The sequence below is a fragment of the Kistimonas ophiarachnellae genome (assembly GCF_057552235.1).
Genome location: NZ_BAAJPA010000005.1, coordinates 25135 through 41606, shown reverse-complemented (window position 1 = coordinate 41606; position 16472 = coordinate 25135). Strand labels below are relative to the sequence as shown.

Genomic DNA, 16472 nt, shown 5'->3' with positions numbered 1-16472 from the left:
GTAGCCGGCTAAAAAAATCAGGACGCTTTCTTGGCAGCCGCAGTGGTGCGAGCAGGAGCCTTGGTCTTCTTTTCAGCAGCGGCCAACGCCTTAACCGCCTTGCTCAGTTCTTCAATCTGGTGAGAAAGATCCTGAACGTCATCACCTTTATCCAGGCGAACGATCTCTTTCAGCTTGGCAATGGTCTCGTTGATTTTGTCCTGAGCCTTGCCTTTCAGCTCTTCAACCTTGTCACTGGCGCGATCACGGACGTCTTCACCGTCTTCAACCAGCTCTTCAAACAACTTCTTGCCTTCCTGGCCCAGCTTTTCATAACGGGCATACGCTCCAAGGCCCGCAAGCCAGATCTTCTCGTACATATTCATTACTCCCCTGTATCATTTTAAATTACTGCCTGTACTGCGCCTCGAATTATATAGACTGCTATCACACACGTAAACATATGTAATCTTTGTATTCAGCGAGAAAAAAACGGCTATTGAAATGACATTCAACGAATCTCGTCGATATAATAAGCCTGAAAAAACAACCTGTTAATCCTGACCAAAAGAACAGACGTCACAATGAAAGTAACTGCAAGACATCAATATACAGCTTCCGTCGAAGATATTTACGCATTCTTTGCTTCCGAAACCACTGTCAGTGACAAATACGAAGCATTAGGATCGAGAAAATTCCGTATCAAGGATCTCACCACAGGTCCCGATACCCTGAGCATCGACAGTCGCCGTGAAGTCCCTGTAGGCGATGAAATCCCTGCCATGCTGAAGAAATTTGCCGGTGAGTGGAACCGTGTCCGCCAGCGTGAAAACTGGAACAAGAACAGCGATGGCAGCTATTCCTGCGAGCTGCGCATCGATATTGATGGCGTTCCTGTCAAAATCAACGGCAACATGACGCTGCAACCAGAAGAAAACGGCTGCGTTAATATTGTTGATATTGAAATCAACAGCAGCGTGCCACTGGTTGGAAAAGCATTAGCGGAATTTGTTGGTCAAAATACTGAACAGCAAATGGAAAGTGAATATCACTATATTCGCAGCACATCCGAAAAATAAAATCAAAACGAAACCATTGAATGCCGTAAAACGGTATTCAATGGAACAAAAACAGCCTAATCAAACTTAACAACAGGCTGTTTCCAGCGCAAAAAGAAAGAGGGCTATAACAGCCCTCTTTAATTATTTACGATTCTTTGACATTCACCGTTTCTTTTTTCTCCGCACCGGGTTCAGTTTGTTTTGCTGCTGCTACGTTTGTTGTTGCAGATTTTTTACGTACCGTTTTACGGGCAGTGGTTTTCTTTTCTGCAGCCGGTTTGGTCGTAGCGGTTTTTTCTGAACGTGCCGTTGTCGTTTTTGCTTCCTCAGTCGCCGGCCTGGCTGTTTCTACAGCTTTCTTGTCGGAGGCTTTCTTGATCGGTGTGACAACGTTGCTTTTCTTGGTTTCACCCAACAGCGCCTTCTGCATTTCCTTGAAGGAATAACGCAGACAATCCGCATAGAAGGCCGGATCCGGCATCATGTTACGACAGCAAGTCACGCTTATAGTGATATTACCGTTGTAGCTGAAGAGGATATGGAACAGCCCCATGGTGTCGTAGCAGATACCGCTACCGTAGAAGCTGACCAGTTTCGCACCGGCATGGTACAGCGGCAGCTGGGGACCGGGTACGTTGGTGATCACGGTATTGAACAACGGCTTCACATAATTGGTGACGTTGTACTTCACCAGTGAACGCATGATCAGGTTAGTCACCGTCGTTGGTAACAGGGCCGCAGATTCCAGCGCCTGGCCACCACCAAACTGTTCGTTGGTATCTTTACCGGCAGCTGTCGCCTTGTTGATCGCCTTCAAACGTTCCACGGTATCTTCAATGTCGGTATAGATCTTCGGGAACATGAACGAGATCTGGTTGCCCTGCTGGTTCTGCTTGGCATCAGGACGTACAGAGATCGGCAGCATGCCGGTCATGGATTCTTCCGGCAACTCGCCCTTGCTCTTGAGGTAACGACGCAGCGCACCGGCCACGATATTCACCATCACATCATTCAGGGTGATATCCGGCAGCGCATTTTTAACCTGTTTGATCTCGGACAGATCAAACGACACCGCCTCGAAAACACGGTGTGAACTGACCCGGTCATTGAAGCGGGTTTTCGGCGCACTGAACAGGTTGCAGCTCTGGCCGCTCAGCTTTTTCTTAACGATATTGGTCGCCGCAGGCAGCGCATAGCGCCCCAGTACCTTGCCCTTGTTCATCACGTTGCGAACACTGTTGAACGCCGCACGGCTCAGCAGTTCAACACCTGTCGGAACGCGATCGACAATCCAGGGCTTGTCGGGCAGGTTGATCTTGGTGTTAGGGCCAAGATCGTGCATGGCTGCCATCAACTGTGCACCAAAAACGCCATCGACCAGGGCATGGTGCACCTTGCTGACAATGGCAAAGCTGCCTTCCGGCAGGCCAGGAATCTTGTCCAGCCCTTCAATAACGTAGATTTCCCACGGCGGACGCCCCATATCCAGCGGGCGGGCGTGCAGGCGCGCTACCTGGATGCACAGCTGACGCCAGTCACCCGGATGTGGCAGGGCAATATGACGCAGGTGAAATTCAATGTCGAAATCGGGATCAGAGATCCAGTAGGGATAATCCAGCCCCATGGGCACATCAACCATGCGCGAACGCAGTGCAGGCACTTTTGGCAGACGGCTTTCGAAATAGCGGATAATGTCTTTGAAACCGAGTTTTTCGCCCGGAACGGTGGACTGATCATAAATACCGAGGGAACCGACATGCATCGGTGTGCTCCCTGTTTCCAGGTTAAGGAATGCGGTATCAAGTGCGGATAGCTGCTCCATAAGCTCCTGCCTTGTGCGACGCTGGTGACTTCCCGCTACCTGTCGCGTGTTTATTGACGTGTGAAAAATTGGTTAGCAATTTTCATGTCAAAAAATACAGGCGTCAACCGAAAGCGGGACTCTTGTCACAGATTAAACACTGGGATGCATGGATTAACGGAAAACAGACCGGATCGACAGATTGCATACACACCACTGACAAACATCGGTACACTAGGCGACGAGAGCACCGATTCAAAGCGAGCACGGTGCTCGGCTTTCATGAAGGGTTAATACAACAGTAACCACAGACTAATAAGAATAATAAAACACAATAAAAAGTCAGACAGGAAATCCCATGAACCGCCTATTTACCTCCGCCACAGTCGCCGGACTGCTGGTCTGCGCCACGGCTGATGTCCATGCTTTCACGCAACCGACTCACAAACGGATCGTCATTGACGCCGTCAACTACATGGCCGCCAATCCAGATACTACGGCCTATAACCGGCTTCAGTCGGTGGCACAGGCCGCTGGAATATCCATTGACCAACTCGCAGATCGTCTTGGTCAGGGCGCCTTTGACGTGGATGACTTTGAAGACACCTATATGTGTGGCGCCATCACCGGCGATTGTGTCAGGGCGCCGGTGTGGGGACTGGGAGCTTCAATCGTCTCCTATACCTCCTACTGGCACTTCCAGAACCATACCCGTGGGCCGGACAGCCACGGCAATGATATTGGTGGTTACAACTACGATCAGCTGACAGTGTGGGGCGCCATCGACAATATGGCCGCCACCTGGCTGGTTGGCGATCACCTGGATGATGGCCGTGGCGGCATGGCAGGCTGGTTTGGCCGTGAGGACTCGGAATACAACAGCTATGGCATTACCGAAGCCAACTACCGCCAGGGCAGCTACTCCAGCAAATCCATGTACAAGGATTTTGAGAAAATCCCGTTCCAGCCCATCGATAACCTCGGGCAATACTGGTACAACGAGTTCTGGCGCCAGCCGACCATTCAAACCCTCGGTTTCACCCTGCACACCACCGACCTGCTGCAACCCCACCACACCTGGACGACATCCGACCATAATCACTCAGGCTGGGAAGGCTGGGTAGAAGATTATTACGACCAGGAAAACCTCAATGAAACGACACTGGTAGAACAGGCCTTGCTGAACCTGACGCCGCCCGTTCCCGGCAACCCGGAAATACGCCCGTTATTGACCCAGGGCGGTGCCTATTCCTATGCCAATGGTGGTATCGTACTGAGCAGTCAGGATCACAATGACCGGGTACGTGTTGCCAGGCAGGTGATCCCCCATGCCATCGCCATGGTTGTGCATATTCTCAACCATGCCGCTGAGCGGTTCTGAGGCTGTTGGACAAACCGACGATAATAACCATCAAACCCGGGCAATACGTCCGGGCTCTCTCGAACAGACAAGATAGCAATGAACGACGCAGTAATGGATCTGATTGATGACCGCGGCAGGGTCAGGACGGGGATTTTCAAGCAACCGGTAGACACGATTAATTACCGGGATTTCAATCTGAAAACCCCGATGGGGAACAAAGCCGGTAAGCTGCGCCGATGGTTTGGCTTTAACCAGTTCCAGTTCATGTCGATTATCAGCCCGGAGATCATTGCCGGCTGCGCCATTGTCGACACCCGTTTGGCGGTTGTCGCCTTTCTCTACCTGTATAATCCCAAAACACGCGCCTTCAAAAACTACCAGTTCAAGGCGCCGGGATTTGGCGGTTTCCACAAAACCAGCCTGAGCCCCGATGCTGGCAACTGGCTGTTCCGCTCCGGCGCCAACGAGATCCACATGGCGATCAATCCACAGACCGGACTGCGGGAACTGACGGTTCGACTGAAGGATGGCACCGCCATTGATATGGCTTATTCCGAGCAGGATTTCTCGCCCATGCGTATCTGTACGCCGGCAGACCTGACCGGCTTCGCCTTCACACAAAAAGTAGCAGGTGTACGCTGTCGAGGAGAAATCCGCAGCTCGCTGGGTAATTTTGACCTGGAGACTGTCAACGCCTGTGCCACCCTGGACTGGACCGCCGGATACCTCCGTCGCCGCTGTTTCTGGAACTGGTCCTGTTTCTCCGGCGTACTGGACGACGGACGTGTGATTGGCCTTAATGGCGCCTGCGGTGTCAACGAGACGAGCTATACCGAGAACTGTTTCTGGGTCGATGGCACCCTGCACAAGATCGACACCCTGATCTTTGATTATGATCCGGCTAATCTGTACGACACTTGGCGGGTTACATCCGGCGATGGCAACGTCGACCTGCAGTTCACACCTGAGGGCTGTCAGGCGGAAAAAAACAATTTCCTGATCATGGCCAGTAATTTCAGCCAGATGTTTGGTCGTTACAACGGAACGCTGACAACAACGGATGGCGAAGTGATCACGATCCGTGACCAGTATGGCTTTACCGAAGAACATTACGCCAAGTGGTAAAGCCGAAACACATAAAAAAAGGCTGCTTATTCAGGCAGCCTTTTTTATTTCAGCTATGAAATCAGGCAGACTTCTTAGCCGGTGCAGTTTTCTTTTCAACAGCAGCCAGTTCGCTGACAGCCTTGCTCAGCGATTCGATCTGACGGGACAGCTCTTCAGTGTCCTTGTCCTTTTCCAGCTTCAGGATATCGCGCACCTTGTCGACAACTTCGCCAATACTGTCTTTGGCCTTGCCTTTCAGTTCTTCGATCTTGCCGCTGGCGCGATCACGTACCTTCTCGCCATCTACCACCAGCTCGTCAAAGAACGCCTTGCCTTCCTGACCTTTTTTCTCGGAACGGGCGTAGGCACCCAGGCCCGCCAACCAGATTTTTTCGTACATAACCTGCTCCCCTCATGCTTTGATTTCAGGTAACACCACCTGTCCAGATGATTATATCCCCCGAAAAAAACACCCTGAGTTGACATGGGACAAGGATTACAGAGACAACTGTTCCAGAATCTCCCGATCTGCCAGCCGGAAACCGGCCCTGAAATCGAGTACCTGCCGTCGCCGCTCATTGAAGAAGTAACTGAGTTGAACCAGGGTTCCGGCGACATCCGAGAGTTCCATCCCGGTCATAACAAAGCCTGCCTTCAGTTTGGGGATGATAATGGCATTGTCTGTCGCCAGATGACGACTGCGAACAATTTGCACGCCCTGTGCGCTCAACTGCGTCAGCAGCCAGCGCAACAGGGCGGAATAGATGCCTCGCCGGCGCCAGGGCTCCAGCAATGCACTGCTGGCCATATAAAACGTTTCCTGGTCAAGTTGCCGCCCCCAACTCCAGCCGATAAACGCATCGCCCTGATAAAGCGTAAGATTTAACCGTACAAGGCTATCCGCATGCTGCTGCCATGACTCCAGCGCTTTTTGCTCTGTCGCGTTCAGGGCTTCCCAGGCAGAAAAGGTCAGTGTGTTGGCAAAGACCTGGGCTCGATGCTGCTCCAACAACGGCAGAAATGCATGGTCATCAAGAATTTCAACAGAATAATCATCAAACAGCGGAAAGCGGGTTCCGGCGCTATGGGCGATCATGGTGGCATCATTGTTATTGCTGTTATTGGTGTCTTTGATAATGCCATAGTCGTGGCAGGTGTCGTTACCGCAAATCACAAAATCACACACCGGCCTTGAGTCAACCTGCCCACAAAACCGATAATCCCAGCCACAGAATAACCGGAAACCCGTGCCATGCCTTTTACACCCGCCGCCGTTCTTTTGGATCTGGATGGCACCCTGATTGATACCGAGCGTTTCTACCAGCGAATCTGGCAGGCAACGGCTGCAGATTTCCACATTGATCTTAACGATACCGTCTACCAGCAATTCATCGGTATCCGCCTGGCAGATTGCTTTCAGCTGATTAAAGAACTCGGCGGAAACCGATTTGAGTTAGCTGCATTCAAGGCACAGCTGGCCGCACGGGAAACAGAAGGATGGGAAGCCGGCATTGACTGCAAGCCGGGCAGCCAGGAACTCCTGCTTTTCCTGCAGGAACATCAGATTCCCATGGCGCTGGTTACCTCGGCCCATCAGGGCAAAATTGATCGGGTGATGGCGAGTTATCCGTGGTCTGATTATTTTCAGGTTATTGTTTCCGGGGAAATGATCAACCACCCCAAGCCGGCACCCGACGCTTACCTGCTGGCCGCCAAAGCGCTGGCCATCGATCCCGCTGACTGCCTGGCATTGGAAGACTCTAATACCGGCATGCGCTCTGCACTGGCGGCGGGCTGTCATAGCCTTATGATTCCCGATCTCAACATCCCGGATACTGAGGTGCAGGAAAAAGCCCAGGCGATTCTTCCTGACCTCTTCCGTGTGATTGGCTACCTCTCACACGAAACGCTTTAACCGGTTCAGGATAAACGTTTTTTCCGGGTAAGCTGGAAGACATGCTCCACCAGTGAAGACACATCCTTCTCTACCATTCGGGAAGGTATCCTTTCCGGTGGCGCAGAACCGAGCAATTTCACGTCAAACCACTGACCATAAAGTGCGTCTACCGCGTCCGGCCCGACAGCATAAGGAGGACCACCAGCCAGTATGGGGGCATAATCCAACGTGATGAGTAACCCATGCTCCAGCGCAGGCGCTGTCGCCATCATCGCTGCCACATAAGCGACTTGTTGCTCATGGGGTATCGCAATCAGGGCAGCCCTGTCATAAAACGCTGAGGCCTCAACAGTACCCGCGGGTATCGTAAAAAAATCGCCCTGGATGATCGTGATGTTACTGGCTTGCCACCAGGTGTGGCTACCTTGCGACGTTATCTCGGGCTTAAGCGCATTTTCGGCAAAAAAAGAGGCTACCGCCTGCTCCACGATTTCAGAACCCACAATATGATGATGCTGTTGAGACAGCCAGACCATATCCACCGTTTTGCCGGAGAGTGGAACCAAAACCGATTCATCCTCACCCACTGCCAATGTGGGCCAGTAATTAATCAGCAGGGGATTAGCGTCCTGCCGATGGAACCCGGTTTGCCCCTCCGTCCAGGCCTGCTCCCAATCTTGGGTTTCCATCGCACGTCCCTCCTTAATGGCAATCACAACAGCAAACAAAAACCAGGCATAGCGACAACGCAGCAGCATGTTGTACATAAAAGGCTCTGACTTTGATAGTTTGAGGTTATTGATGTGCTCTCAGACTATACCGAATCCGTGTAAACGCCAGTCCGGCATGGCAATGTCCGCCGACCCGACATTCCTTGATACAAATCAACACCATGCTAGCCCAGACCGCGTAGATTGCCCCCATCCGGAACGGGGCCGGCTGTCAGCGCCCTGCTTTCAGGGTCTACCCTGACAACAGCCGATGAAAACAGACCCATCACCGGTCGCCTGTCGACCATACTGGTGATAACCCTACCCCTGTCCGCAAGGCTCCTCATTCATCACAACGCCATCTGGAGGCTGCAATCTCCATGACTACGTTCAGCAAAAAAATCCTCGCCGTTGCCATTACCAGCGCCATCATGGTACCGACCGCCCAGGCCTGTACCGCCGTTGCCGTCGGCAAGAAGGCCTCGGCCAGCGGCGCCCTGATCATTGCCCGCAACGAAGATTTCTCCATCAACAACTGGGCCAAGCACATGGTCGTGCATCCCCGCGAGACCATCGAAGAAGGCACGGTATGGACCCTGTCCAACGGCCTGAAGGTGCCAGCGCCCAGCGTCGCCTATCGCTATACCAGCATCGCAGACTGGGATGCCTACCAGCACGCCAATGACGGCAAGGTGTTCGAAGAGCGTGGCGTCAATGAATACAACGTCGCCATGTCCTCCACCACCAGCGCCGAAGTCAATGACAAGGCCAGGGCGGCGGATCCCCTGGTGGATACCGGCATCATCGAAGAAGTCATGCCCACCCTGATCCTGCCCCAGGCCAAGAGCGCCCGTGAAGCGGTACAGCTGCTGGGACACTACGTTGAACAATACGGCGCAGGCGAAGGCAACGGCGTCCAGTTCTCGGACAAGAATGAAATCTGGTACATGGAAATTGGTTCCGGCCACCACTGGATGGCGGTACGGGTGCCGGATGACCAGTACCTGATCATGGCAAACGGCCTGCGTATCCACGGCGTCGACCTGAATGACAAACAGAATGTCATGGCCTCCCGTGGCGTCTATGACTTTGTTAAAAAACACAACCTGCTGAAGAATCCTGATCGCCAATCCTTTAACTTCGCCAGGGCATTCGGCGTCATTGACGATCCCTACAACACTGACCGCGAATGGCTCGGCCAGAAACTGCTGACCCCTTCAATCAAGCAGAAGCCTCGTCAGGCACAATATCCGCTGTTCATGAAACCCGATGAAAAGATCAGTGTTCTGGATGTAGCCAACGTCCTGCGGGCGGATTACGAGGGTACCGCACTGGAAGGCAAGTCTGACCGTCCCATCGGGATCGACCGCCAGGCGGAAAGCCATATCATCGAAATGTATCCTGATATGCCGAAAGAGCTGTCAGCGGTGATCTGGCAAACCATGGGCACCGTTGAGGACACGGCTTTTGTCCCCATCTTCAACGCCATGGATGAAATCCCGTATGCCTATACCATCGGCACCGACCAGTATGACGACCAGTCCGCCTGGTGGACCTACCGCAGCCTCGGCACGCTGACCAACAAGCACGTGATGGACGGGAAGTATGCACCGGTTGTGCGCTCGGTGTGGGACAAGGTGGAAATCCAGTATGTCAGCGCCCAGCCTTACATCAACAGCATGCTCAAGACCCTTTACACGGAGGATCCCGCCACGGCCATCCAGTTCGCCAACGACTATTCCAATGGCCTGCTCAGCCGTACGCTGGACAAAGCCCGGGAACTGAAATCCCAGCTGATGACCGATCTCACCCGCAGTACCGAGAAGAAGTACAGCCCGGAGGAGTTTGAGAAGATCAAGAATCTCTGACCCCCTGGACGATGCCATAACTCTCACAGTCATGACCGGCGTTACCGGGAATGACTGTGGGCAGCCATTCTTTCCATATCATGTCATGTGATGTGATGGTTACGAATTTGAAACCGGCGGATTCAGGCAGTACGTCATTCCCGGCACTGTTCCAAAGCGGTGTTGACTGCACAAACGTATACGCTGAAATCCTTACCTGACGAGCCCCATGGCTTGTATTACTGTTATCAGCACCAGCTCAGAAGATGCAAGGTAATATTCAATCAGTATTGTTATTTGCAGCCACATACTGCACATAGAATTGATTTCTTAACGAATCAATTCTATCCGTATAATTCACCCTGCAACCTGGATTGTTTCCATCATTATAAGATACAGGCGCTGGAGGTTTGACGCGAATAAAGATACTCCCTTCTTTTCGAATAAAATATTTCTTTTCCGTATCAGCCCCCCTCCTGAAAGGTATAAATTCTTTGGGCAATTCCACACATAGGCGAAAAACATTTATCTTCTGTCCATTTTTATCGTCGCTTGCTTCATAGACATCACGTTCACCAATATTCTCAAGCTTTGTTTCGTCTTCAATGCGAACTTCCTTCATTTTCATTGTCTTGGCTGTTTCTTTGTCTATTGGTATCGACAGCTTTGTATCAAGAAAATCAGGATCCAGGCACTTTATATTTTCAACCGACGAGGGTTCAAGCAATTTTAAAACACTCAATCCATTCACCTTGCTATCCGGAAACTGTTGACGCTCCAATGAACAGTCACCCCTTGTTTTATCTTTACAGATAATAAAACCAGACTCTTTCATTGCCTTAACAACATTTTCGAAATCTTCTTGTAATTTTCGCTTCAAATCTCCACTATTTAATTTTTCATCATCAACCTCAAGCACCTTAATATCATTTTTTAAGTAATACTCTGAAATTACCCTGCTGTGATCTTTCATCACCCTCGCACCGTAAGTCCACGCTTTCGCTGTCTGCTGGGATAAATACAACCCTTTACCATACGAGTATTCTTCAAAACCCCGATCACGCAATCCTTCTAAAGCAGCCTCTTTACCTTCGACCTTCCATCTTGCTTTTATTTCAAGCCCATATTCGTCTTCGCCACGATGAAAAACAGTGTGCTCAGGCTTTAGAATCCCTATCAAAACAGAACCACCACAGTAATCAAATGCTTTTTTGTCACCGTATGTGGAGTTGGTTAAAAACTCTATTAATTGCTCTCTGAATTCTTTTCTCTTGTTATCATTGATATCTGGCTCATTGTTCAAATCTTCTGGTAATACTTGCATCTCTTCCGTTCGAGATGACTCGACATCAGCAATAGACATCCTTGCATGAACTCCAATGTCCTCATCAGTATTAGTGTTTACAGGGGAATTTTCAGTCTCAACGATATTGCCACAATGACTTTCATTCAAACCCGTTTCATTGTGACTGTCATTCTGTACAACGACTTCACCAGTTGTCAGTAAGTTATTCACTAATCCTGGTGATAAGACCTCTGATTTTCTCTCCGTGAGACTGATATTTATTTCTTTCACAAACCTTGCATCTTTATACCTTGGATCATTTAATAATTTATCAACCTCACAAGAATCAACCTTATAACCTCCAAACAATTTAATTTTAACCGACACGCAAAATGCATTCAGAAAACTGCAGAACCGTCCTTTGCATTCATTTTGTGCCTTGTAGTAACCATATGAAAAAGCCCCACAAAAGCTTAAACGAGAAAGTCTTTCATCCATCGAATCACCTTAGCAATAATTTAAATAGCACCAAAGTCATCATAACTAACAACTCAGACAACTATGCCTCAGCATCGTTCAAACCAAATCGAATAATTACAACTAATCACTTATTAAAAAAATTCTTTTATACTCTTGTTCATTAAGAAATGATTTGATCAAGATATCCGGAAATCTATTGAAAACTATGGTATTGGACAGTTTCCATGCCACCACTCACGACTATAACAGTCCATCAGTAGCAGGAGCTGAAAACCAGCGATGTTGCCGGTCAGAGTTCTCGTTTGAGTTTATTGGTTATGTCCCAGTTCAGAGAGTAACTGATCCAAAAACCGGCGTAATTGTGTCAGCGCTTCCGGGGCAGGCACCTGGTCAACGTCTTTTACCGTATAATAACGAACAGCTTGGGAAAGGGATGAAAAATGCGCTTCAAGCATTGGTTGATGCTCTACCTTATCCATGGCAATAATGATATCCGCATCGAGCATGTCCTGCTCTTTCAGGCTAAGAGGCTGTCGATTCAGACCTCGCACCTGTACGCCAATCGCCTCAAGGGCCCTGACTGTTTCCTCTGCCATATTTCCGACATTGCCAGTTGCACTGAGATCCTGAAGCAATGCACGGGAAAATGCTTCATAAGGAAGATGATGTATACGTACAAAATGATTGAAATATTCTTCTGCAAAACGGCTTCTATAATAATTCCCTGTACATAAAAAAAGAACTTTTTCCATTACCACTCCCTGACAGTACAGTAATATCACCCCACAAAAGAACAACACCGAGAAAACACATCATTATTAATAAAGCACTTCCTATTAAAAAATCCACATATTATAAGAATCAAAAAACGCCATGATGTTATTAAAATATTCGAACAATCTTTTTTTCAGTTATGGGCTTAACGTCCATTTAAAGCCCAAAACAATCTGACTACTAACTCAGATGAATACCATCCTCTTCAATAGTAATCAGCCGCTGTTTGTACAGTGCCCCGATCGCCATTTTGAAGGTGCGTTTACTGACAGAAAACTGTTTCTGAATTAGCGCCGGATCACTTTTATCGTTCAGGGGAAGAAAACCCTGATGACGCTGCACAGCATCCAGAATCTGTTGACTCAGGTCCGCCATGCCCTCCTTGTCAAAACCGGGTTTGGACAGGCAAAGGTCAATCTTGCCATCCGGGCGAACCTGCTTGATATACCCCTGAAGGCGCTCACCGTAGCGGATCGACTGATGAATATCATTGTGGAAAATAACGCCCCAGTGACAATCCTCAATAATCGCCGTGTAACCGATATCGGTGCGGTCTGCAATCAACAGTGAAACCGTCTGGCCCTTTTGATAGCGGACAGGCATGTCGTTCATGAATTTATCAACCTTGGAGGAGGCAACAATCCGACGGGTTCTGTCATCCAGGTACAAAGCGACAATATAGGAGCGCCCCTTGACCATACGCTGCTTCTGCTCACTGAAAGGCACCAGCAGGTCTTTGGGCAACCCCCAGTCCAGAAATGCGCCCGTGGCATTCACCTCAACCACTTTCAGACAGGCCAACTCACCCACCTGGGCCAACGGTGTTTCCGTTGTCGCTATCTGGATATCATCTGAATCCAGATAAACAAATACCTCCAGTTCATCCCCAACCTCAGCACCTTCAGGGACATAACGCTTGGGCAGCAAAATTTCAGAGAACTGGCCTTCCAGGTAAACACCAAAAGGAACCTGCCTGACGACTGTCAGCCGATTGCGGCGGCCAACTTTGACAACTTTTCCGGGCATGACGGGGGATGACTCACTTCCACAACAATCAGTCATTATACACAGGACGCATCGGCAAAGATCGTCACATGAATACCTACATGATCAACGCCGGTGTAAGCCCTGCGTTTGCCCTTACTGATTTCCATCGCCAGTGAACATGCCCCCTGCTTAGTCACAAATAAACACCGGACTCCACTTGACCCTGATGGGTACTCGTCTTTTACTAGTACGACAATCACAACTGCCACGGAACTAAATGACCGATTCATTGTCTATCGTCATTATTAAACCCTCCGTCTCATACCAGTAAGGTAACCAGCAGCAGCACACCATGATGCAAAAACCAAAACTCAAACAGACCCTGCTTGTACTGGCGCTTGGCTCAACACTGCTGGCAGGCTGTAACTCCCTGTCATCCAGCCTGTTGTCAACCGACACTTCAACCGCTGCCATCCAGCAACTGCCCAAAACCGCGATAGAGTATGAAAAATTCACCCTGGATAACGGGCTGACAGTTATCGTCCACGAGGATCGCAAGGCACCGGTGGTTGCGGTCAATCTTTGGTACAAGGTCGGTTCCAAGGATGAAAGCCTGGGCAAACGCGGATTCGCGCACCTGTTTGAACACCTGATGTTCCAGGGCTCGGAAAACTACGACGATGAATTTTTCCGTCCCTTTGAGGAAGCCGGCGCCACCGGACAGAATGGCACCACCAATACCGATCGCACCAACTATTTCGAAACGGTGCCCACTCCCGCGCTGGATATGGCGCTGTGGATGGAATCGGATCGCATGGGACATTTCCTCGGCGCAATCACCCAGGAGAAACTGGATCAACAACGTGGCGTCGTGAAAAATGAAAAACGCCAGGGTGAAAACCAGCCTTACGGCAAGGTATGGAATCGTCTGGCGGAACAGACATTTCCGGAAGGCCATCCTTACTCCTGGCCCACCATTGGTTACATGGAAGACCTCGATGCCGCGGATCTTGATCTGGTAAAAGAATGGTTCAAAACCTATTACGGCCCTTCTAACGCCGTACTGGTACTGGCTGGCGATATTGACGTGGAAACAGCCCGTGAAAAGGCCAACCTCTACTTTGGCGATATTCCTGCGGGCCCGCCGCTGGCCAAAATGGACAGCTGGATCGCCAAGCGTACAGAAGAAAAACGGGATTCCATGCAGGATCGTGTGCCCCAGGCTCGCATCATGAAAGTCTGGAACACCGCACCTGCGGGCAGCACCGATTCAGAATATCTGTCACTCGCCTCAGATGTGCTGGCTGGCGGAAAGAACTCCCGCCTCTACAAGCGTCTTGTCCATGATGAGCAGCTTGCCACATCCGTCAGCGCCTTTGTCTATGACCGTATGCTGGCAGGCCAGTTCATGATCGTTGCCGATGCAAAGGACGGTGTCAGCCTGTCCCATATCGAAGCGATCATTGATGAAGAACTGGAGAAATTCCTGAAGAAAGGTCCCACAGACAAAGAGCTCCAGCGAATCAAGTTCAGCCAGGCTGCAGGCTTTGTACGAGGCACTGAACGCGTCGGCGGTTTTGGCGGCAAGTCCGACATTCTGGCACATGGTGAGGTCTATTTTGGTGATCCCGGCCACTACCTGAAAAGCTTTGACACCATGCAAAGCGCTACACCAGCCATGATTCGCAAAGCCGCAGAAAAATGGTTGAGCAGTGGCGCCTATGTGCTGGATATCACGCCCTTCCCGGATTACGAGCACGCCGCAGAGGGCGCTGACCGCAGCAAGCTGCCATCAACGGATGGCAAGGTATCACTCTCCCTGCCCGCCCTTGAGCGCGCTACGCTCAGCAATGGTCTCAAGGTTGTACTCGCCCCACGCCACCAGACACCGGTAGTTAGCATGGAACTGCAGTTTGACGGCGGGCTCTCAGGACGTCTTGGCAAACCGGGTCTGCCCAGTCTGACCATGGCAATGCTGGATGAAGGCACAGCGAATAAAACCTCCCTGGAGCTGGCCGAAGAACTCGAAACCATCGGCACCTCCCTCAGTACCGGTAACGACTTCGATACGTCCAGCGTCTACCTGGATAGCCTCAAGGTCACCCTGGACCAGTCTCTTGCCATTATGGCGGATGTGCTGACCCAACCGGCTTTCAGCGAGACTGACCTGGAACGCCTGCGCAGCAACATGCTGGATGGTATTCGCCAGGAAAAGGCCAGCCCCCGCAGCATTGCCGGTCGCATTCTGCCGGAACTGCTTTACGGTCCGGGTCATGCCTATAACACCCCATGGAGTGGCAGCGGTACGCTCAATACCGTTTCCTCACTTTCCCGGGACGATCTGGTGGGCTACTGGAAGACCTGGATACGTCCCGATAACGGCACGTTGATTGTCACTGGTGACACCTCCATGGAAGAATTGCTGCCCAAACTGGAAAAAGCACTGTCCCACTGGCAGGCGCCCGCAGAGCCCATGCCCGGGAAAACCATCAATAAGGTCGCGGAGCCCGGCAAATCAACGGTCTACCTGATTGACTACCCCGGCGCCAGCCAGTCCACCATCATCGCATCACAGCTGGTCATGCCACTGAACGATGACAAGGCACTGGCTTTCGGCCTGATGAATGACGTAATTGGCGGTCAGTTCACCTCGCGACTGAACATGAACCTCCGTGAAGACAAACACTGGGCCTATGGTTCCTACAGCTATGCCCGCAATGCTCGCGGACAGCGTCCTTACATGGCCACCGCCTCGGTCCAGATCGACAAGACCGATGAAGCCATGGCGGAAATGCTGAAGGAATACCAGGCCTACATCAGTAACCAACCGGCGACTAACGAAGAACTGGCCCTGGTGAAAACCAACCGGATCAACAAGCTGCCGGGCAGTTATGAAACCAATGGCGCGTTGCTGGGTTCCGTCAGCACCCTGGTTGAATACGGCCTGCCGGACAGCCATATGTATGACTATGCCAGTCGTGTCGAAAACACGGGTAAGGACACCATCCGGAAAACAGCGAAAACCTCGCTGCATCCGGATCGTTTCACCTGGCTGGTTATCGGTGATCTCAGCAAGATAAAAGCGGATATTGAAAAGCTGAACATTGGTCAGGTGGTTGTGTTAAACAGGGAAGGGAACCCCGTCGCACAGTAGTCGCAGGCTATTTTTGATCGTCATTGC

At 50.8% G+C, this 16472-nt stretch carries 14 protein-coding genes and 1 pseudogene; 6 read left to right on the top strand and 9 right to left on the bottom strand.

Features of this window, described 5'->3' with window-relative positions; genetic code table 11:
* Nucleotides 1-17: 17 nt before the first annotated feature.
* Nucleotides 18-359 (bottom strand): phasin family protein, encoded by a 342-nt coding sequence (locus tag AC27K1_RS07395; protein ID WP_395182544.1) that lies wholly within the window; start codon nt 357-359, stop codon nt 18-20.
* A 204-nt stretch (nt 360-563) separates the two neighbouring features.
* On the opposite strand from AC27K1_RS07395, the gene AC27K1_RS07390 reads away from it, so the two are divergent.
* Nucleotides 564-1058, top strand: a complete 495-nt coding sequence (locus AC27K1_RS07390; protein WP_487149481.1) for a DUF2505 domain-containing protein — start codon at nt 564-566, stop codon at nt 1056-1058.
* Nucleotides 1059-1185: 127 nt separating this feature from the next.
* Here AC27K1_RS07390 and AC27K1_RS07385 read toward each other — a convergent pair whose 3' ends face one another.
* Nucleotides 1186-2862 carry a wax ester/triacylglycerol synthase family O-acyltransferase gene (locus AC27K1_RS07385; protein ID WP_487149479.1) on the bottom strand — a complete coding sequence of 559 codons (1677 nt, stop codon included), beginning with the start codon at nt 2860-2862 and terminating at the stop codon, nt 1186-1188.
* A 337-nt stretch (nt 2863-3199) separates the two neighbouring features.
* Between AC27K1_RS07385 and AC27K1_RS07380 the strand changes: the two genes are divergently transcribed.
* The gene (locus AC27K1_RS07380; RefSeq protein WP_487149477.1) at nt 3200-4222 is read left to right on the top strand and encodes a phospholipase C/P1 nuclease family protein; all 1023 of its coding nucleotides are present in this window, start codon (nt 3200-3202) and stop codon (nt 4220-4222) included.
* Between the two features lie 78 nt (nt 4223-4300).
* Complete coding sequence (locus AC27K1_RS07375) at nt 4301-5329, top strand: DUF2804 domain-containing protein (protein ID WP_487149475.1); 1029 nt, start codon at nt 4301-4303, stop codon at nt 5327-5329.
* A gap of 61 nt (nt 5330-5390) precedes the next feature.
* Here AC27K1_RS07375 and AC27K1_RS07370 read toward each other — a convergent pair.
* Together AC27K1_RS07370 and AC27K1_RS07365 are read right to left on the bottom strand one after the other, a co-directional pair.
* Nucleotides 5391-5645, bottom strand: a pseudogene (locus AC27K1_RS07370) (hypothetical protein); the annotation flags it as partial.
* A gap of 162 nt (nt 5646-5807) precedes the next feature.
* Entirely contained in the window at nt 5808-6485 is a 678-nt protein-coding gene (locus AC27K1_RS07365; protein ID WP_487149474.1) for a GNAT family N-acetyltransferase, read from the bottom strand.
* 78 nt (nt 6486-6563) lie between these two features.
* On the opposite strand from AC27K1_RS07365, the gene AC27K1_RS07360 reads away from it, so the two are divergent.
* Complete coding sequence (locus AC27K1_RS07360) at nt 6564-7226, top strand: HAD family hydrolase (RefSeq protein WP_487149472.1); 663 nt, start codon at nt 6564-6566, stop codon at nt 7224-7226.
* A 5-nt stretch (nt 7227-7231) separates the two neighbouring features.
* Here AC27K1_RS07360 and AC27K1_RS07355 read toward each other — a convergent pair whose 3' ends face one another.
* Nucleotides 7232-7975 (bottom strand): thiopurine S-methyltransferase, encoded by a 744-nt coding sequence (locus AC27K1_RS07355; protein WP_487149470.1) that lies wholly within the window; start codon nt 7973-7975, stop codon nt 7232-7234.
* 323 nt (nt 7976-8298) lie between these two features.
* Here AC27K1_RS07355 and AC27K1_RS07350 point away from each other — a divergent pair, with 323 nt between their 5' ends.
* Nucleotides 8299-9786: a C69 family dipeptidase gene (locus AC27K1_RS07350; protein WP_487149469.1), complete on the top strand. Its 1488-nt coding sequence runs from the start codon at nt 8299-8301 to the stop codon at nt 9784-9786.
* 259 nt (nt 9787-10045) lie between these two features.
* Here the strand turns inward: AC27K1_RS07350 and AC27K1_RS07345 are convergent, their stop codons facing one another.
* From AC27K1_RS07345 to AC27K1_RS07330, 4 genes are all read right to left on the bottom strand, one after another.
* Nucleotides 10046-11548 carry a hypothetical protein gene (locus AC27K1_RS07345; RefSeq protein ID WP_487149467.1) on the bottom strand — a complete coding sequence of 501 codons (1503 nt, stop codon included), beginning with the start codon at nt 11546-11548 and terminating at the stop codon, nt 10046-10048.
* 290 nt (nt 11549-11838) lie between these two features.
* Nucleotides 11839-12282: an arsenate-mycothiol transferase ArsC gene (locus AC27K1_RS07340; protein WP_487149466.1), complete on the bottom strand. Its 444-nt coding sequence runs from the start codon at nt 12280-12282 to the stop codon at nt 11839-11841.
* A gap of 202 nt (nt 12283-12484) precedes the next feature.
* Nucleotides 12485-13330, bottom strand: coding sequence for a CvfB family protein (locus AC27K1_RS07335; RefSeq protein WP_487149464.1), 846 nt, complete (start codon nt 13328-13330; stop codon nt 12485-12487).
* A 35-nt stretch (nt 13331-13365) separates the two neighbouring features.
* Nucleotides 13366-13488: a hypothetical protein gene (locus AC27K1_RS07330; RefSeq protein WP_487149462.1), complete on the bottom strand. Its 123-nt coding sequence runs from the start codon at nt 13486-13488 to the stop codon at nt 13366-13368.
* A 155-nt stretch (nt 13489-13643) separates the two neighbouring features.
* Between AC27K1_RS07330 and AC27K1_RS07325 the strand changes: the two genes are divergently transcribed.
* A complete protein-coding gene (locus tag AC27K1_RS07325; RefSeq protein WP_487149461.1) occupies nt 13644-16445 on the top strand; it encodes a M16 family metallopeptidase in 2802 nt (933 codons plus the stop codon).
* The last annotated feature ends 27 nt before the right edge of the window (nt 16446-16472 follow it).

Coding starts and splice junctions, on each gene's coding strand:
- AC27K1_RS07395 (WP_395182544.1), bottom strand. CDS start 359: ATGTACGAGAAGATCTGGCTTGCGGGCCTTGGAGCGTATGCCCGTTAT.
- AC27K1_RS07390 (WP_487149481.1), top strand. CDS start 564: ATGAAAGTAACTGCAAGACATCAATATACAGCTTCCGTCGAAGATATT.
- AC27K1_RS07385 (WP_487149479.1), bottom strand. CDS start 2,862: ATGGAGCAGCTATCCGCACTTGATACCGCATTCCTTAACCTGGAAACA.
- AC27K1_RS07380 (WP_487149477.1), top strand. CDS start 3,200: ATGAACCGCCTATTTACCTCCGCCACAGTCGCCGGACTGCTGGTCTGC.
- AC27K1_RS07375 (WP_487149475.1), top strand. CDS start 4,301: ATGAACGACGCAGTAATGGATCTGATTGATGACCGCGGCAGGGTCAGG.
- AC27K1_RS07360 (WP_487149472.1), top strand. CDS start 6,564: ATGCCTTTTACACCCGCCGCCGTTCTTTTGGATCTGGATGGCACCCTG.
- AC27K1_RS07355 (WP_487149470.1), bottom strand. CDS start 7,975: ATGTACAACATGCTGCTGCGTTGTCGCTATGCCTGGTTTTTGTTTGCT.
- AC27K1_RS07350 (WP_487149469.1), top strand. CDS start 8,299: ATGACTACGTTCAGCAAAAAAATCCTCGCCGTTGCCATTACCAGCGCC.
- AC27K1_RS07345 (WP_487149467.1), bottom strand. CDS start 11,548: ATGGATGAAAGACTTTCTCGTTTAAGCTTTTGTGGGGCTTTTTCATAT.
- AC27K1_RS07340 (WP_487149466.1), bottom strand. CDS start 12,282: ATGGAAAAAGTTCTTTTTTTATGTACAGGGAATTATTATAGAAGCCGT.
- AC27K1_RS07335 (WP_487149464.1), bottom strand. CDS start 13,330: ATGCCCGGAAAAGTTGTCAAAGTTGGCCGCCGCAATCGGCTGACAGTC.
- AC27K1_RS07325 (WP_487149461.1), top strand. CDS start 13,644: ATGATGCAAAAACCAAAACTCAAACAGACCCTGCTTGTACTGGCGCTT.